Origin of the sequence: Euryhalocaulis sp. (genome assembly GCF_013911995.1) — a bacterium.
Classification (GTDB): Bacteria; Pseudomonadota; Alphaproteobacteria; order Caulobacterales; family Maricaulaceae; genus Euryhalocaulis; species Euryhalocaulis caribicus.
This window is the reverse complement of record NZ_JACESD010000059.1, coordinates 1-16629: the sequence shown is the minus strand read 5'-3', so window position 1 is coordinate 16629 and position 16629 is coordinate 1. Positions and strand designations below refer to the sequence as shown.

Here is a 16629-nt window from a genome sequence, read left to right as displayed (position 1 = left end):
CAATAATTTCAAATCCCTGAAAGAGGGCCGGAAGACAGACAAACGGCTCAAGCTGTTGAATGACGAGCGCCGCGCCCTCCTCGCCGCCGCCCTTCTGGCCACCGGCAAGGACGAAAAGGCGCTGGAGGCCGCGCGCCACGCCCTGCCGCGCCAGCATTTCGGCGCGCTCTCCGGCCTGCGCCCGCAGGCGGCGATCATGCTGGCCGTTTCCGATACTGAAGCCGGCGATGCGCTCTGGACACGCCATCAGGCGATTATCGACGCCGCGCCCCGCCGCTGGTACGGCGCGCGCGCAATCGGCCCCGTTCCCGCTCTCAGCCTGGCGCTGCAGGGCGTCACCCCGGAAACCGCGCTGGCCCGGTTCGAGGCCGCGCGCAGCGGGCTGGAGGCCGCGGGACTTTGGGGGCCGACCGCCACCGGCTACGCGCCGAAACTGGCGGCGCTGGATCCGAACGCCCCCGTCCTCGCCAATAATTTCAAATCCCTGAAAGAGGGCCGGAAGACAGACAAACGGCTCAAGCTGTTGAATGACGAGCGCCGCGCCCTCCTCGCCGCCGCCGCGCCCGACCCGGACACGCTTCACGCCGCGCTGGAGCCGCCGCTCGACGCGGCCTTCGAGCGCAAGCGCAAGCTCTCCACCTCCGCCGGGGCGCTGGCGGCCTGCCTGGCGCTGGCCGCGCTCGGCAAGGCCAGCCCGGACCAGTCCGTGCGCGAACTCCTCGCCATCATCGCCGCCGAACAGGCCGCGGTCATCGCCGCCACCACGGCGGCGACCACCGCGGCGGTCAGCACCAGCGGCTAGTTTCCCGCGCCTTCCCGCTCGAACGTGATCTCGTAGCTGGCGTCCGACAGGTCATATTCCTCCATGAACGCCGCCATGGAGGCGAAGGTGGTGGTGCGGATATCGCCGTCGTGATCGTCCGTGCGCAGGCGCGCATCGGCCATCGGCGCGAACAGGCGCTGGATCAGGCTGGTCTCCACCAGCGAAGGCTCGAAATACGCCGCCAGATTGGTCTTGATCTGCGCCCTGTCGGCCGTGTCCCAGGCCGACGCAGCGATGACGTCCAGCATGAACTCGTTGCAGTTCTGGTAGCTGGCGTCATGCGGGTTGGAGATCAGGGAATAGGCGAGCTGGTGCATCGCCTTGTACTGATCCGACGTTATGATCTCCAGGATCCGCTTCTACATGCCCGGCGTCGGCACGATGACGCCGACGCGCTCCTCCACCGCCGGCTTCACGAAATCATATGGAAAGTCCTGCTTCAGATAGGAGCTGAGCACGTCCTCCCGGCCCTGATAGAGATTGTGCACGGCATAGCCGTTCAGCGTCTTGCCGTCCTCGGTCTCGATCGGGCCATACGTCCAGAACGCGCCATGCGTATAGGAAATTCCGTCCGGCAGGGCCTCTCTCGGCCGTCCGGACCGGAACACGATCGCCACGCGGGCGCCGCCGGCGGCCAGCCGCCGCTCGATCTGCTTGGAGAACGCGGCCGCCTCCGCCTCGGTCAGCTTGACCGGTTCTGCGGCGGGGGCGCTGGAATCGACCTGCGCGTTGGCGGGCGCAGCGCATAACAGCGCCACGGCGGAAATGGCGAGCGCGGCCCTCATTCGTCCGCCTCCTTGTCCGTCTCTTCATTGCCCGCGGCGTCAGCCTCAGCCGCATAGGGGTCGCGCGGCACGTTCGGCGGCGGGTCGGCCTGCAGCACGACCTCGTCATCCACCTCCAGCGGCGCGTTGGCGGACTCCCACATTCCCTCGGCGGCCGCCCCGGCGGACGCGCCGGCAAGGGTGGTCGTGGCGGCGGCAGAGCCCAGCGGCACGGCGGCGGAGCCGACGGCGGTCTTCACCCCGGCGGCGGAGAGTTTCGCTGCGGCCTCGCCGCTGCCCGCGACGGCTTCGGACGAATCGTCGACGGACTGGGCGTAGGCGGCGGGCGCGGCGCACAGGGCGGCAACCGCAGCGGCGATAGAAAGCTGTTTCATGGGAAAACCTCGTGTCCCTTCTGCAATACGCGCCTCACCCCAGACGAGGCCGGATGAACGCGAGATGACTGGACGCATACAACCATGCCACGCAATGCGGCCAAACCCTCGCAGTCACGCCGTCACACCCTATTTTCAAAATCATGCAACCCGCCGAGCTCCTCCGCCCCGTGACCGAAGGTCTCTGCTGCCCGCCGGGCGGCTTCTTCGTCGATCCCGTACGCCCGGTGGAGCGCGCGGTGATCACCCATGGCCACGCCGATCACGCCCGCGCGGGCCATAAGCACGTTCTCGCCACGCCGGAGACGTTGGCCATCATGGCCGTCCGCTATGGCGAGAATTTCGCCGAAAGCGTCCAGCCCCTCCCCTATGGCGAAACCGTCACCGTTGACGGCGTGAAGGTGAAGCTGGTCCCCGCCGGTCATGTGCTCGGCAGTGCCCAGGCCGTCGTGGAGAAGGGCGGTCTGCGCATGGTCGTCTCCGGTGACTACAAGCGCCGCCGCGACCCCACCTGCCCGGAATTCGAACCCGTCCCCTGCGACGTCTTCATTACCGAAGCGACCTTCGCCCTCCCCGTCTTCCGCCACCCGGACACGGCGGGCGAGGTGGACAAGCTGCTGGCTTCCGTCCGCCGCTTCCCGGAGCGCGCCCATGTCGTGGGCGTCTATGCGCTCGGCAAGGCGCAGCGCGTCATCCGCCATATCCGCGAGGCCGGCTATGACCAGCCGCTCTATATCCACGGCGCGCTTCGGAAGCTCTGCGATCTCTATGAAGAACACGGCATAGACCTCGGCCCGTTGGAGCCGGCCACGGTCGAGCGCGGCAAGAAGGGCGATTTCGCCGGCGCCATCATTCTCGGCCCGCCTTCGGCCTTTACGGACAAATGGGCGCGACGCTTCCCCGATCCCGTCGCCGCCTTCTGCTCGGGCTGGATGCGCATCCGCGCCCGCGCGCGTCAGCGCGGCGTCGAACTGCCGCTGATCATCTCCGACCACGCCGACTGGGACGAGCTGACCGACACCATCCGCGAGGTCGCCCCCGGCGAGCTCTGGATCACCCATGGCCGCGAAGACGCCCTCGCCCTCTGGGCGCAGACACAGGGCATCCCCGCCAAGGCCCTCTCGCTCGTCGGTTACGAGGACGAGAACGATTAGGCTGAACCAACAGGCTGCGTGCGCTTTAATGACAGCGACGCTTCCAAAAGGATCTGGCCCGATGAAATACGCCGCTCTTGCCGCCGCCGCGCCCGCCGCCCTCCTGCTCGCCGGTTGCGTCACCGCGGGGGGCGAGACCTCGCAGGCCCTGTCCGACGACCTCGCCGCGTCCGGCTATGTGGAAGAGCTGCACGTCAGCGCCGCGCCGGACGCCGGCATCTCGGCCGACTTCGCCACCAAGATGCAGAAAACCCTGCGCGAGGCGCTGGACGAATGCGCAACCGGGGATCGCCCGCTGCGCCTCGATGTCGACCTCCAGACCGTCAAATATCCCAACCCCATCCAGAGCGCGGTGATGACCGACACCGCCGCCGTGACCGGCGCGGTCACCCTCTATGACCTCGAAACCAGCGAGACCGCCGGCCAATACATGATCGAGCGCGAGGTCCGCGGCGGACTGGGCGCGGGCGGCGCGGTGATGATGAGCGTGATGGCCGACCGTCAGATTCGCGGCGGCTTTGCCGAGGAAATCTGCGTCCGCGCCTTCGGCGCCGAACCGCAAAGTCTCATGCGCAATGTCGAGGATGATCCAGACAGCGAATAAACGCCTTTTGAAGTATTCGTATTAACATAGGTTTACAAATTACTAACCGCCGCTACTGTTTTCCCTCATTTTTTTGCCGAGGAAATAGACATGGCGCTCATCAACGGCACGACCGGCAATGACAATCTGTCCGGCGGAAGCGGAAGCGACACGATTTTCGGCGGGAGCGGCTCTGATGTCCTCGCCGGGCGCGGCGGATACGACCGGCTTTACGGACTAGCCGGGGACGACATCCTGAACGGCGGCGACGGTACTGATGTGCTTTACGGCGGCGATGGCGCCGACCGTCTCAAGGGCGGAACCGGGAGCGATTATCTTGACGGCGGCACTGGCAATGACCGCCTGTTCGGCGGGGCGGGGGACGACAGCGTCGATGGCTTCTCCGGATCGGACCTGATCCTCGGCGGCGGCGGTAATGACCGTCTGTCCGGCGATTTTGACGATGATGTCATTTTTGGCGGAACGGGCAGCGACGGCCTGTTCGGCGGCGGCGGCGCGGACACGCTTCGCGGCGGCGCCGGGGACGACTCCCTGCATGGCGGCGGGGACGCTGACCAGCTGTTCGGTGGAACAGGTCGCGACGAGTTATACGGCAATGGCGGCGATGACACGCTTGTCGCCGGCGACGAGTCCAACGAGCAACTCTTTGGCGGCTCCGGCAGCGACAGTCTCTTCGGGGGCGCCGGGCTGGATGACCTTTACGGCGGAGCTGACGATGACCGCCTGTTTGGCGGGGCGGACAACGACTATCTGTCGGGCGAAGACGGCGCCGACACGGTCTTTGGCGGCGCAGGCAGCGACCTTGTTTACGGCAACAATGGCGATGACCTCATGTTCGGCGGCTCGGGCGACGATGAAGTTCGCGGCGGCACCGGAACAGACCGTCTGAAAGGCGGCTCCGGCGCGGATAAGTTGAATGGAGACGAGGACGACGATTTTCTGTTCGGCGAAGCCGGGGACGACCAGCTTTATGACAGCTCCGGAAAGGATGTCATGTATGGCGGGGCGGACGCCGATATCTTCTACTTCACCTCCTCGGCAGGCGCCGGTTTCGGCGGCGACAGGGACGTCATCGCCGACTTCGAAGGCGGCGTGGACACAATCCATTTCGGCTTCATGGACGCCGACACCGGCGCCGGCGGCAATCAGGATTTCACCTTTATCACTGGCAGTTTCAGCGGCGCGGCGGGCGAGTTGCGCGTGATTGACCAGGGCGGACGCGCGATCATCCAGGCCGACACGGACGGTGACGGAAACAGCGACGTGGAAATCATCGTCCTGGGAGACACGCCGACCGCGGGAGATTTCATCCTCTAGTCAAAGGGCGGCAAAAGATTATGCGTATGAAACCTTCGGCCCGAACCTGCAGGTTTCATGCGTACGGCCGAAGAGGACTGGCCTGACTCGCGCGATGGCGGCCTTCACGTCCCCCCCGATAAACTAACAAAGTTCCGGTTTCGATTGCCGCGGCGATAACGCTGGTTATAGTGCTCCGAAATTTTGCGGGAGACTGACAGACCATGGCGCTTATCAACGGCACGACGGACAACGACGTTCTCACGGGCGGAACCGGAGACGACACTATCTACGGCCTGGCCGGAGATGACATCGTCTTCGGCGGCGGCGGCAATGACTTTCTCTATGGCAATACCGGCGCCGACGTCCTGAAGGGGGGCGACGGGTCCGATAACCTGTCTGGCGGGGCGGGCGCAGACCGGATCAAGGGCGGCGCCCATAACGACACGATCGATGGCCAAGAGGGAAATGACAGGCTGCTGGGCGAAGCCGGGTGGGATACCATGTTCGGCGGAACCGGAGATGACGTCGTCAGCGGCGGTGGCGGCGACGATCAGGTCAGCGGCTGGCTGGGCGACGACAATATCTTCGGCGGAACCGGAAATGACACCATGTTCGGCGGCGGCGGTTCGGATTTGCTTAATGGCGGCGACGGCAACGACTCTATCTTTGGCGCCACCGACAACGATCTCCTGAAGGGCGGCGACGGCGACGATGACTTGTTTGGCGGTATTGGCGAGGACCGGCTATTTGGCGGATTGGGGAATAACGATACGCTGCGCGGCGGCGATGATGACGACATTCTGGTCGGCGGCGGCGGTGCTCTAGACAACCTCTACGGCGAAAGCGGCAATGATTCCCTGTTCGGCGGAATCGGAAACAACAACCTGTTCGGCGGGGATGGCGATGACCGCCTGATTGGCGGCGATGACGCCGGCGGCGGCGATTACATGGAAGGCGGCGCGGGCGCCGACTATCTGGAAGGCAATGCCGGCAGCGACACGCTCATCGGCGGCGCGGGCCGGGATATCCTGACCGGCGGAACGGGCTTCGACACCTTCAGCTATAACGATATCTCGGAAAGCGGCGTCGGCGGCGCCAATCGCGACGTCATTACCGATTTCGAAAACAATGGCGGCGACCAGATCATCCTGGGTTTTGACGCCGACACCACGACAGGCGGCTTCCAGTCCTTCACCTTCATCACCGGCAGCTTCTCCGCCGCCGGGCAGGTGCGCGTGCAGGACACTGGCGGCGGCCGTTATGTCATCCAGGGGGATGTAGACGGCGACGCCAACGCCGACTTCGAAATCCTTGTTTTCGGTGACGAACCACTCTCCGGCGATATTTTCTGAGCCCGGTCCCCCGCCTGCCGGGCGGCGGTGCAAATCAAGAGTATGAAACGGCCCCGCCGGCCCGCTGGCGGGGCCGTTTCTTCTTGCCGCTCCGAAAACACACGTTAGGGTGCGCGACCCATTGAATGCGGAGACAATCGAACATGGCGCTCATCAACGGTACGACGGACAACGACGTTCTCACGGGCGGAACCGGAGACGACACTATCTACGGCCTGGCCGGAGATGACATCGTCTTCGGCGGCGGCGGCAATGACTTTCTCTATGGCAATACCGGCGCCGACGTCCTGAAGGGGGGCGACGGGTCTGATAACCTGTCTGGCGGCGCAGGCGCAGACCGGATCAAGGGCGGCGCCCATAACGACACGATCGATGGCCAAGAGGGAAATGACAGGCTGCTGGGCGAGGCCGGGCGGGATATCATGTTCGGCGGAACCGGAAATGACGTCGTCAGCGGCGGTGCGGACAATGACATTCTCAGCGGCTGGCTGGGCGATGACAATGTCTTTGGCGGAACCGGCAACGACAACCTGTACGGCGACGCGGGCGCGGATCTGCTCAATGGCGGCGACGGCGACGACTCCCTCTTTGGGGCCGCCGGCAACGATATCCTGAAGGGCGGCGACCGCGACGACATTCTGTTCGGCGGCACGGGCGCGGACCGCCTGTTCGGCGGGCTGGGGAATTTTGACACGCTGCGCGGCGGCGATGGTGACGACATTCTGGTCGGCGGCGGCGGTTTTAGCGACAGCCTGTTCGGCGAAATCGGCAATGATTCCCTGTTCGGCGGCGCCGGCAGCAACAATCTCTTCGGCGGGGACGGCGATGACCGCCTGATTGGCGGCGATGACGCCGGCGGCGCTGATAACATGGAAGGCGGCGCGGGCGCCGACTATCTGGAAGGCAACGCCGGAAACGATACGCTCATTGGCGGCGCGGGCCGGGATATCCTGACCGGGGGAGCGGGCGGGGACACGTTCAATTATTACGATATCTCGGAAAGCGGAGTCGGCGGCGCCAATCGCGACGTCATCACCGATTTCGATAACGAGGACCAGATCATCCTGAACTTCGACGCCGATACCACGACAGGCGGCTTTCAGGCCTTCTTGTTCATCACCGGCAGCTTCTCCGCCGCCGGGCAGGTGCGCGTGCAGGACATTGGCGGCGGCCGTTATGTCATCCAGGGGGATGTGGACGGCGACGCCAACGCCGACTTCGAAATCCTTGTTTTCGGTGACGAACCACTCTCCGGCGATATTTTCTGACGGCGTTCTCCCGCCTGCCGGAAGGCATTGCAATCAAGAGTGTGAAACGGCCCGCCGGCCCGCCGGCGAGGCCGTTTTTTCTTGCCGCTACGAAAACGCACGTTAGGGTGCCGAACTCCATTGAATACGGAGATGTTCGAAAATGGCGCTCATCAACGGCACGGCCGGTAACGACAACCTGTTCGGCGGCACGGAAATCGACTCGATCTATGGCGACGCCGGTTCGGACATCATCTTCGGCCGCGGCGGCGGGGATTTGCTGGACGGCGAGGCCGGAAACGACGTCATCAAGGGCGGCGCCGGCGACGATACGATATATGGCGGGACCGGCAATGACCGTCTCAAGGGCGCAACCGGCGTGGACGGCATTTTTGGCGAGGGTGGCGATGACCGCCTGCTCGGCGGGGATGGCGCGGATTCCCTCTTTGGCGGGGCCGGGATCGATGTCGTGGCGGGCGGCGGCGCCGCCGATCGCCTCTATGGCGACACAGGCAATGACCGTCTTTTTGGCGGCGCCGGAAATGACTTCGTCTTCGGCGGCGACAACGCGGACCTGGTCAATGGCGGGCTTGGCGAGGACCAGTTGTTCGGCGGCGCCGGCGATGACCTGCTCAAGGGCGGCGATAACGATGATGTGCTGGCAGGGCTGGCCGACGATGACAGCCTGTTCGGCGGCGACGGCTCGGACGACCTTTATGGCGGTTTAGGCGACGATGTGCTCTTTGGCGAAACGGGCATAGATCGTCTTATCGGCGGAAGCGGCGCTGACACCCTGTTCGGCGGCGCGGGATCCGATTTCCTCTCCGGCGTTGGCGGCGCGGACCGGCTCTTTGGCGGGCTGGACGCCGACGCGATCGAGGGCGGCCTGGGCTCCGACCTGCTCAAGGGCGGCGACGGGGATGACACGCTCCGGGGAGACGCCGATTCCGACCTCCTGTTCGGCGGAAACGACGATGACCAGATCTTTGGCGGCGCAGGCGACGATACGCTGTTCGGCGGAGCCTCCCAGCTTGGAGCCTTCGGCGACGATCTCTTTGGCGGAACCGGCAATGACCGTCTGTTCAATGAATCCGGCGGCGCCTTTATGAACGGCGATGAAGGCGATGACCTTCTGGTCGGGGGCGATGACGGGGAGACGCTCCTGGGCGGCGCGGACAACGACCTCCTCAAAGGCCGCGGCGGCGACGATAATATCACCGGCGGGGCAGGCCGGGATGTCATGTTCGGCGGATCCGGCGACGACGACTTCGGCTTCGGAGCGGGTGATTCCGGCGCGGGCGGCGACCGCGACGTCATCGCAGACTTCGAGAGCGGCGCCGATACGATCCAACTTTTCGCCATTGACGCAGACACGACCACGGGCGGCGATCAGGCCTTCACCTTCATCACCGGCTCCTTCAGCGCCGCGGGACAGCTCCGCGTGGTGGATGACGGCGGGCGCTTCATCGTCCAGGCCGATGTCGACGGAGACGCCACCGCCGATCTTGAAATCCTGGTCTTCGGCGATGAACCTGTCGAGGCGGATTTCGTACTGTAACAGCTGTATGGTCCTTCAGATTGCCGGACGGACCGCTTCGTCAGGCACATTTGTATTCAAATATAATCCGGACAGCGGTTGCCCCTCGACTAACATAGGTTAGTTTCCCGCCATCATTGGTCAGGGGAGCGATTCGGCATGGCGGTCATCAGCGGCACGAACGGCGACGACAATCTGTTTGGCGGCAGCGAAGCGGACTCGATTCAGGGCGGCGGCGGAAACGACATAATCTTCGGGCTGACCGGCCCCGACTATCTCAGCGGCGAGGGCGGCGACGACGTCATCCACGGCGGAACGGGCAATGACACAATTTATGGCGGCGCGGGCGCGGATCGCCTGAAGGGCGAAGCCGGCAGCGACACGCTGCGCGCCGGGGCCGGCGCTGACCGTCTGCTCGGCGAAGCCGGCGACGATTCCCTGGATGGCGGCGATGATGCAGACGTTCTGGACGGCGGCGCCGGCGCGGACGAAATCTATGGCGGCGACGCCAATGACGTCCTGTTCGGCGGCGATGGCGATGACGAACTCATAGGCGACGACTATTACGGCGGCGCCGGGATGGACGTGCTGTTCGGCGGCGGCGGAAACGACACGCTGCGCGGCAACGCCATGACGGACCGGCTGGAGGGCGGAACCGGCATGGACTCGTTGTTCGGGAATTCCGGCGACGACCTCCTCTACGGACAACAGGGCAGCGATACGCTCTATGGCGGAACGGGCGGGGACAGGCTCTTCGGCGGCGCCGATAGCGACACTCTGGACGGCCAGACCGGCTCCGACGCCCTCTATGGCGGAATGGGGGACGATGTCCTGAACGGCCGTCTGGGCGAAGACCGCCTTGATGGCGGGGACGGCGGCGACACCCTTTACGGCAATGCAGGCGCGGACCGGCTCTTTGGCGGCGCGGGCAACGACCGGGTCGTGGGGGACGACTTTTTCGCCACCACCGGCTCCGACACCCTGTTCGGCGGCGATGGCGACGACCTGCTGTACGGAAACGCCCTGAATGACCGGATGTTTGGCGACGCCGGCCTGGACACCCTGTTCGGCGGAACCGGCGACGACACCCTGCTGGGCGGCGCCGATAACGACACGCTCTACGGCTATTCCGGCAATGACTTCCTGTTCGGCGGAACCGGGACCGACATGCTCTATGGCGGAACCGGGAATGACCGTCTGGACGGCGGCGAAGGCGACGACAGCCTGCAGGGCGAGTCCGGGGCGGATACGATCTTCGGCGGCGGCGGAAATGATGTCGCCTATGGCGCTTCGGGCGATGACCGGATCGACGGCGGCGCGGGCGACGACACGCTTTATGGCGACAACTATTTCCTGGCGGAAGGGTCGGACGTTCTGCTGGGCGGCGACGGCAATGACGATCTTCGCGGGCTGGCCCTGAATGACCGGCTGGTTGGCGGGAACGGCGACGACACGCTCAGCGGGGGAACCGGCGATGACGAACTGTTCGCCGGAACCGGCCTCGACAAGCTCTATGGCGATGCGGGAAGCGATGTCCTGATCGGCGGCGCGGGCGGCCGGGCGGAGCTGTTCGGCGGCGATGGCAATGACCGGCTCTTCAGCGGCGACGGCGTGGCCAGCCTTAACGGGGATGCGGGCGATGACCGGCTGATCGGGGGCGTCGGAGCGGACTTCATGATCGGGGGAACCGGCGACGACATGCTCAAGGGCGGCGGCAGCAGCGACCAGCTCCTCGGCGGCGAAGGACGCGACATCCTCTATGGCGGCGGCGGTAACGGCGACATCTTCATCTTCACCGCGCTCAGCCATTCCGGCACGGGCGGCGACCGCGACGTCATCGCCGACTTCCAGAGCAATGAATCCATCTTCCTGGATCTCATGGACGCCGACACGACCACGCCCGGAAACCAGGCCTTCACCTTCATCACCGGCTCCTTCAGCGCCGCGGGACAGCTCCGCGTGGTCGATCAGGGCGGCGGGCGCTATCTGGTTCAGGCCGATGTCGACGGAGACGCCAGCGCGGATTTCGAAATCCTGGTCTTCGGCGACGAACCGCTGGAGGCGGATTTCCTGCTCTAGCGCCGACTAAGCGCAAACCATTCAAAAACAAGAAAGCCCGCCCCCGCATCTGCGGGCGGCGGGCTTTCTTGTTTCTGCGCCTCAGCCCTTCTTCTCGGGCTTTCCCTTGCGCTTGGCCGAGGCCATGTCCTCCAGCTCGCTTTCGGACATGGAGTCGTACATCTCCTTCGAGGCGCCTTTCAGCTCGGAGACCTTGGTCTCGCCACGCTTGGCGGACAGCGCCGCGCCGGCGGCCTTTTGCTGGTCTTTCGATTTGGCGGGCATGGCGGGGCTCCTTTCAGGTCTTCTTCTCGCCACGGGCGGCGAGAGGAAGAACCGCCGGCCGCCCCGCCGGTTCCCGTCCCTACTGCCCGGTCACCGAGGCCGGCAGCGTGTAGCCGACCTCCGCGCCCGGCCCCAGCGGCAGGCCCAGATAGACCCAGGCGAACGTCATGATCAGGCCCGTAATAAGCATCCAGATCGAATAGGGCACCATCGTCGCGGTCAGGCTGCCAAGGCCAAAGCCCGGCACCCAGCGCTGCGCGAACACCAGGATCAGCGGGAAATAGACCATCAGCGGCGTGATGATGTTTGTCGCCGAGTCGCCCACGCGATAGGCCGCCGTGGTGGCCTCCGGCGACACGCCGATCAGCATGAACATCGGCACCAGCACCGGCGCCAGCAGCGCCCATTTCGCGCTGGCCGAGCCGACGAACAGATTGATGAACCCGGTCAGCAGAACCAGCAGCGTCAGCAGCACCGGCAGCGGTAGGCCGGAGGCTTCCAGCCCCCCGGCCCCGGCCACCGCGATGATCAGGCCCAGATTCGACCAGCCGAACATCGCCACGAAATGCGCCGCGGCATAGGCCAGCACCAGGTAATAGGCCATGTCGCCCATCGCCTTGGTCATCATCCCCACCAGGTCGCGGTGATTATTGATCGTGCCCGCCGCCGCGCCATAGGCCCAGCCCGCGGCCAGGAACAGCACGAAGAACCCGGCCACCAGAGAGCGGAACAGCGGCGAGAAGCGCGCCGCCGCCTGATCGGCCGTCTGATCGATCAGCGCCTGTCCCGGCCCGATCGTCAGCAATACCCAGATCACCACCACCGCCAGCGACGCCAGCCCGGCCCAGACCAGGCCCTTTCGCTGCCCCGGGGTCAGCGGCGCGTCCGGGTCGGCGGCCTCGCCGTCCTGCTCTGTCGCGCCCACCGTCGCCCCGCCGGTCCATTTGCCCAGCCGCGGCTCGATAATCCGGTCGGTGACGAACCAGATGACCGGCAGATAGAGGAACATCAGCCCGGCGATGAAATACCAGTTACCGGCGATATTGGCCTGATAATCGGGGATCAGGATCTCCCCGCCCTCCTGCGTGATCCCGAACAGCAGCGCGTCCAGCTGCCCCGGGAACAGGTTCGCGGAAAACCCGCCCGACACCCCGGCGAACGCCGCGGCTATGCCAAGGATCGGGTGGCGGCCGGCAGCGGCGAACAGCACGGCCGCCAGCGGGATCAGCACCACATAGCCCGCGTCCGCGGCGTGGTTGCCCATCATGGCGACCAGCGCGACCGCCGGGGTCAGCAGGAATTTCGGCGCGTTCCGCACGCCCGCGCGCATCGCCGTGCCGAACAGCCCGGCCCGCTCCGCCACGCCCGCGCCCAGCATCACCACCAGCACATAGCCCAACGGGTGAAAGTGGGTGAAGGTCTGGGGCATTTCGGTCAGCAAGCGGCGCAAATTCTCCGCCGACAGCAGGCTCGCCGCCTCGATACGCACCGCCTCGCCATTCGGCCCGGTCTCGATCGGATGCGCCACGCCCATATCCGCCAGCGCCGCGACAACGCTCACCGCCACCAGCGCCAGTATCAGATACAGGAAAATGAAAACCGGATCGGGAAGCCGATTCCCCGTCCGTTCAATAACGCCCAGAATGCCCTTCTGGCGCTCGACCTGCGCTTCAGCCATTGGAAGACCCCTTTTTTAGTCGCGGATCTCCCTCGCCGAAGCCGCGCGCATCCCTCATTGCGAACACCCTAGACGCTGCACAATGGTTTTGAGAAGCCTTGTCGTAATTGCAGCCTTCCGCGCATCGGCGCCCTATATGATGGCTCCATGGAAGCGTTCTCCGCCCTTCTCGACCGGCTCTCCCTGACGCCACAGCGCAACGCCAAGATCGCGCTGCTGACCGAGTATTTCGGTAACGCCCCGGACCCGGACCGCGGCTATGCGCTGGCCGCCATCACCGGCGATCTGGACATCCCCTCCGTCAAACCCGCCATGCTCCGCGCCCTGATCGCGGACCGCTATGATGAGGCGCTGTTCGCCATGTCCTATGACTATGTCGGGGATCTGGCCGAGACCATCGCGCTGGTCTGGCCCGCCCGCCCCGGCGCCAACCGCGCGCCCGATCTCTCCGAAATCGTGGAGACGCTGCAGGCCTCCACCCGCGCCGACGGCCCGGCCCATGTCGAACGCTGGCTGGACGCGCTGGGCGCCACCCAGCGCTGGGCGCTCCTGAAACTGGTCACCGGCGGCCTGCGCATCGGGGTTTCTGCGCGTCTGGCCAAGACCGCGCTGTCCGCCTTCGGCGATGTCGACGTGCAGCATGTGGAGGAGATCTGGCACGGCATCGACCCGCCCTATGAGTCCCTCTTCGCCTGGCTGGAAGGCGATCAGGACAAGCCCGAGCCGGGCGATCTCGCCCTGTTCCGCCCGGTCATGCTGGCCACCGCGCTGGAGGAGAAGGCGCTGAAAGACCGCCTTGATCCGTCAGACTACGCGGCGGAGTGGAAATGGGACGGGGTGCGCGTGCAGGCGGTCTGCGAGAACGGCTATAAACGCCTCTATTCCCGCACCGGCGACGAGATCAGCGGCACCTTTCCGGATGTCCTCGCCGGGCTGGATTTCCACGGCGCGATCGATGGCGAGCTTCTGGTCCGCCGCAAGGACGGCTCGGTCGCCCCGTTCGGGGAGCTGCAACAGCGCCTGAACCGCAAGACCGTCTCGAAGAAACAGATGACGGATCGCCCCGCCTTTATCCGCGCCTATGACTTGCTGACGCTGGAAGGCGAGGACTGGCGCAAAAAGCCCTTCGCCGAGCGCCGCCAGCGTCTCGAAAAAATGATCGAGACGCACGAAGGCGGCGACCGGCTGGACATCTCCCCCCTCGTCCCCTTCGAGACGTGGGAGGAGCTGGCAAAACACCGCGCCGACCCGCCCGCGCCGGAGATCGAGGGCGTCATGCTCAAGCGCTGGGATTCGGTCTACCAGCCCGGCCGCCCCAAAGGCCCCTGGTTCAAGTGGAAACAGGACCCCTATCTGATCGACGCCGTCCTTCTCTACGCCCAGCGCGGCCACGGCAAGCGCTCCAGCTTCTATTCGGACTACACGTTCGGCGTCTGGCGCGAGGGCGAAAACGGCGGCGACGAGCTGGTCCCCGTCGGCAAGGCCTATTTCGGCTTCACGGACGAAGAACTGAAACAGATCGACCGCTTCGTCCGCGACAACACGATCGACCGCTTCGGCCCCGTCCGCGCGGTAAAAGCCGACAAGGAAAACGGCCTGGTGCTGGAGATCGCCTTCGAGGGCCTCAACCGCTCCGCCCGCCACAAATCCGGCGTCGCCATGCGCTTCCCCCGCATCCACCGCCTGCGTTGGGACAAGCCGGCCGCCGAGGCCGACCGGCTGGAAACGCTGGAAGCCATGCTGCCTGACTAATGTTCTTGCTTCGTTCTATTTCCTAGGATTATTGTCCTCGGCATGTCCGAGCGTAATCCCGACCGCCGCAAAGCCCTGCCCGACGCCATTCAGCCGCGCGGCCGCGGCGCGCGCTCCAATGTCTCCGGCCGGTTCGAGCCGAACGGCTATGAGCCCTTCGACGATGGCTGGCGGGAAGATGACGGCGACCCGCCCAAACTCCACACCCGCATCCATGCCGAACACCCCAAGCGGATCATCAGCCGCAACAACTCGCCCGACATTTCCTTCAGCCAGTCCATCAATCCCTATCAGGGGTGCGAGCATGGCTGCATCTATTGCTACGCCCGGCCCAGCCACGCCTATTGGGGCCTCTCGCCGGGGCTGGATTTCGAAAGCCGCATCTTCTTCAAGCCGGACGCCGCGGACCTTCTGAAGAAGGAATTCGCCGCGCCGAATTACCGCCCCTCCACCATCGTCATCGGCGCCAATACCGACCCCTACCAGCCGGCCGAGCGTGAGTTCGGGCTGATGCGCAAAATGCTGCCCGTCTTCATCAAGACCCGCCACCCGGTCAGCGTCATCACCAAGAGCGCGCTGGTCACGCGCGACATCGACATGTGGGCCGAGCTGGCGCGGCAGGACCTGGCCCGTGTCGCCGTCTCGGTCACCACGCTGGACCGCAAGCTGGCGCGGGATATGGAGCCGCGCGCCGCCACGCCGGACAAGCGCCTGAAAGCCATCGAGGCGCTGTCGAAAGCCGGCGTCCCGGTCACCGTCATGGTCGCCCCCATCGTCCCGGCCCTCACCGATTCAGAGATCGAACCGATCCTTAAAAGCGCGCGCGAGGCCGGGGCGACCAGCGCCGCCTATGTCATGCTGCGCCTGCCGCGCGAAATCGCCGACCTGTTCAAGGAATGGCTGGCCACCACGCGCCCCGACGCCGCCGATCACGTCATGTCCCTGATGCGCCAGATGCGCGGCGGCCGCGACTATGATTCCCGCTGGAGCGTCCGCCAGCGCGGAACCGGCCCCTATGCCGACCTGATCGCCAAGCGCTTCCGCGCCGCTCTCCGCCGCTACGACTACAACCAGGACCGCCGCCCCCTGCGCACCGACCTGTTCGAGCCGCCCGAACGCGACGGCGCGCAACCCCGATTGCTTTGAAGCGCGGCGCGCGGCACCTTGAGCGAACCACCCTGCCGCCGCACCGGAGCGCCCGCCATGAAACGCCTCGCCCTCTCCGCCCTGATCCTCCTCGGCCTCGCCGCCTGCGAAACCCTCGACTTCTCCGACACCGCCGAAAACGCCGAACGCAGCCAGTGCCGCGCCGAGGCCGACGCCTATCCCGGCGCCCTGGAAGACTGCGAGGGCATCGGGGAAGAATAGCAGAGTTTCCCGGGGAAATTCGCGCTTGTCCGGACCCCGCCTTCGAGACGCCCTTCCGGGCTCCTCAGGCTAAGGCTTGGGGTTGGAAACTATTGTTTCTCCATCCCTTCCTATCACCCTTCCCCTGAGGAGCCGCGCCAAGGGCGCGGCGTCTCGAAGGGCCGGGAAAGCAGGGACAATCCCGAAAATATCAGACCGGGTGCGGGGACGGCGTAAGCTCGTCCCGTTCGCCGTCATGCGAGGGGCTTCGGATCCGGTCGCCCGAGGGACGGAGTTGAACGCGGTTCCCGGGATACGGCAGGGTCTGACCAGA

The 16629-nt window shown here is 65.6% G+C and carries 14 protein-coding genes and 1 pseudogene; 11 read left to right on the top strand and 4 right to left on the bottom strand.

Annotated features, from left to right (window positions below):
* Positions 1 to 802: hypothetical protein (locus H2040_RS12900; RefSeq protein ID WP_287157926.1), on the top strand; the 802-nt coding region annotated here is incomplete at its 5' end.
* On the opposite strand, the pseudogene H2040_RS12895 reads toward H2040_RS12900, so the two are convergent.
* Together H2040_RS12895 and H2040_RS12890 are read right to left on the bottom strand one after the other, a co-directional pair.
* A pseudogene (locus tag H2040_RS12895) lies at positions 799 to 1608 on the bottom strand (DUF2145 domain-containing protein). The gene H2040_RS12900 and the pseudogene H2040_RS12895 overlap by 4 nt on opposite strands.
* The gene (locus H2040_RS12890) at positions 1605 to 1982 is read right to left on the bottom strand and encodes a hypothetical protein (protein ID WP_287157924.1); all 378 of its coding nucleotides are present in this window, start codon (positions 1980 to 1982) and stop codon (positions 1605 to 1607) included. The pseudogene H2040_RS12895 and the gene H2040_RS12890 overlap by 4 nt, the downstream one beginning before the upstream one ends.
* A 143-nt stretch (positions 1983 to 2125) precedes the next feature.
* On the opposite strand from H2040_RS12890, the gene H2040_RS12885 reads away from it, so the two are divergent.
* The 7 genes from H2040_RS12885 (at position 2126) to H2040_RS12855 (ending at position 11254) form a co-directional block, all read left to right on the top strand.
* Complete coding sequence (locus tag H2040_RS12885) at positions 2126 to 3136, top strand: ligase-associated DNA damage response exonuclease (RefSeq protein WP_353844861.1); 1011 nt, start codon at positions 2126 to 2128, stop codon at positions 3134 to 3136.
* Positions 3137 to 3197: 61 nt separating this feature from the next.
* Complete coding sequence (locus H2040_RS12880) at positions 3198 to 3740, top strand: hypothetical protein (RefSeq protein ID WP_287157920.1); 543 nt, start codon at positions 3198 to 3200, stop codon at positions 3738 to 3740.
* Positions 3741 to 3830: 90 nt separating this feature from the next.
* Entirely contained in the window at positions 3831 to 5057 is a 1227-nt protein-coding gene (locus H2040_RS12875; RefSeq protein ID WP_287157918.1) for a calcium-binding protein, read from the top strand.
* 203 nt (positions 5058 to 5260) lie between these two features.
* Positions 5261 to 6391 carry a calcium-binding protein gene (locus tag H2040_RS12870; RefSeq protein WP_287157915.1) on the top strand — a complete coding sequence of 377 codons (1131 nt, stop codon included), beginning with the start codon at positions 5261 to 5263 and terminating at the stop codon, positions 6389 to 6391.
* A 143-nt stretch (positions 6392 to 6534) separates the two neighbouring features.
* Positions 6535 to 7659, top strand: a complete 1125-nt coding sequence (locus H2040_RS12865) for a calcium-binding protein (RefSeq protein ID WP_287157913.1) — start codon at positions 6535 to 6537, stop codon at positions 7657 to 7659.
* A 142-nt stretch (positions 7660 to 7801) separates the two neighbouring features.
* On the top strand, positions 7802 to 9196 hold the full coding sequence (locus tag H2040_RS12860; protein ID WP_287157912.1) for a calcium-binding protein: 1395 nt from the start codon (positions 7802 to 7804) through the stop codon (positions 9194 to 9196).
* A gap of 138 nt (positions 9197 to 9334) precedes the next feature.
* Entirely contained in the window at positions 9335 to 11254 is a 1920-nt protein-coding gene (locus H2040_RS12855) for a calcium-binding protein (protein WP_287157911.1), read from the top strand.
* A gap of 81 nt (positions 11255 to 11335) precedes the next feature.
* Here H2040_RS12855 and H2040_RS12850 read toward each other — a convergent pair whose 3' ends face one another.
* A complete protein-coding gene (locus H2040_RS12850; RefSeq protein WP_022699403.1) occupies positions 11336 to 11518 on the bottom strand; it encodes a DUF3008 family protein in 183 nt (60 codons plus the stop codon).
* 79 nt (positions 11519 to 11597) lie between these two features.
* Positions 11598 to 13196: an AbgT family transporter gene (locus H2040_RS12845; protein ID WP_022699404.1), complete on the bottom strand. Its 1599-nt coding sequence runs from the start codon at positions 13194 to 13196 to the stop codon at positions 11598 to 11600.
* 147 nt (positions 13197 to 13343) lie between these two features.
* Here H2040_RS12845 and H2040_RS12840 point away from each other — a divergent pair, with 147 nt between their 5' ends.
* Genes H2040_RS12840 through H2040_RS12830 form a run of 3 tightly spaced genes read left to right on the top strand, consistent with a single transcriptional unit; the run spans position 13344 to position 16316 of the window.
* A complete protein-coding gene (locus H2040_RS12840) occupies positions 13344 to 14948 on the top strand; it encodes a cisplatin damage response ATP-dependent DNA ligase (RefSeq protein ID WP_287157910.1) in 1605 nt (534 codons plus the stop codon).
* A gap of 42 nt (positions 14949 to 14990) precedes the next feature.
* A complete protein-coding gene (locus tag H2040_RS12835) occupies positions 14991 to 16094 on the top strand; it encodes a PA0069 family radical SAM protein (RefSeq protein WP_287157909.1) in 1104 nt (367 codons plus the stop codon).
* A gap of 57 nt (positions 16095 to 16151) precedes the next feature.
* Positions 16152 to 16316 carry a hypothetical protein gene (locus tag H2040_RS12830; RefSeq protein WP_287157908.1) on the top strand — a complete coding sequence of 55 codons (165 nt, stop codon included), beginning with the start codon at positions 16152 to 16154 and terminating at the stop codon, positions 16314 to 16316.
* Positions 16317 to 16629: the final 313 nt, after the last annotated feature.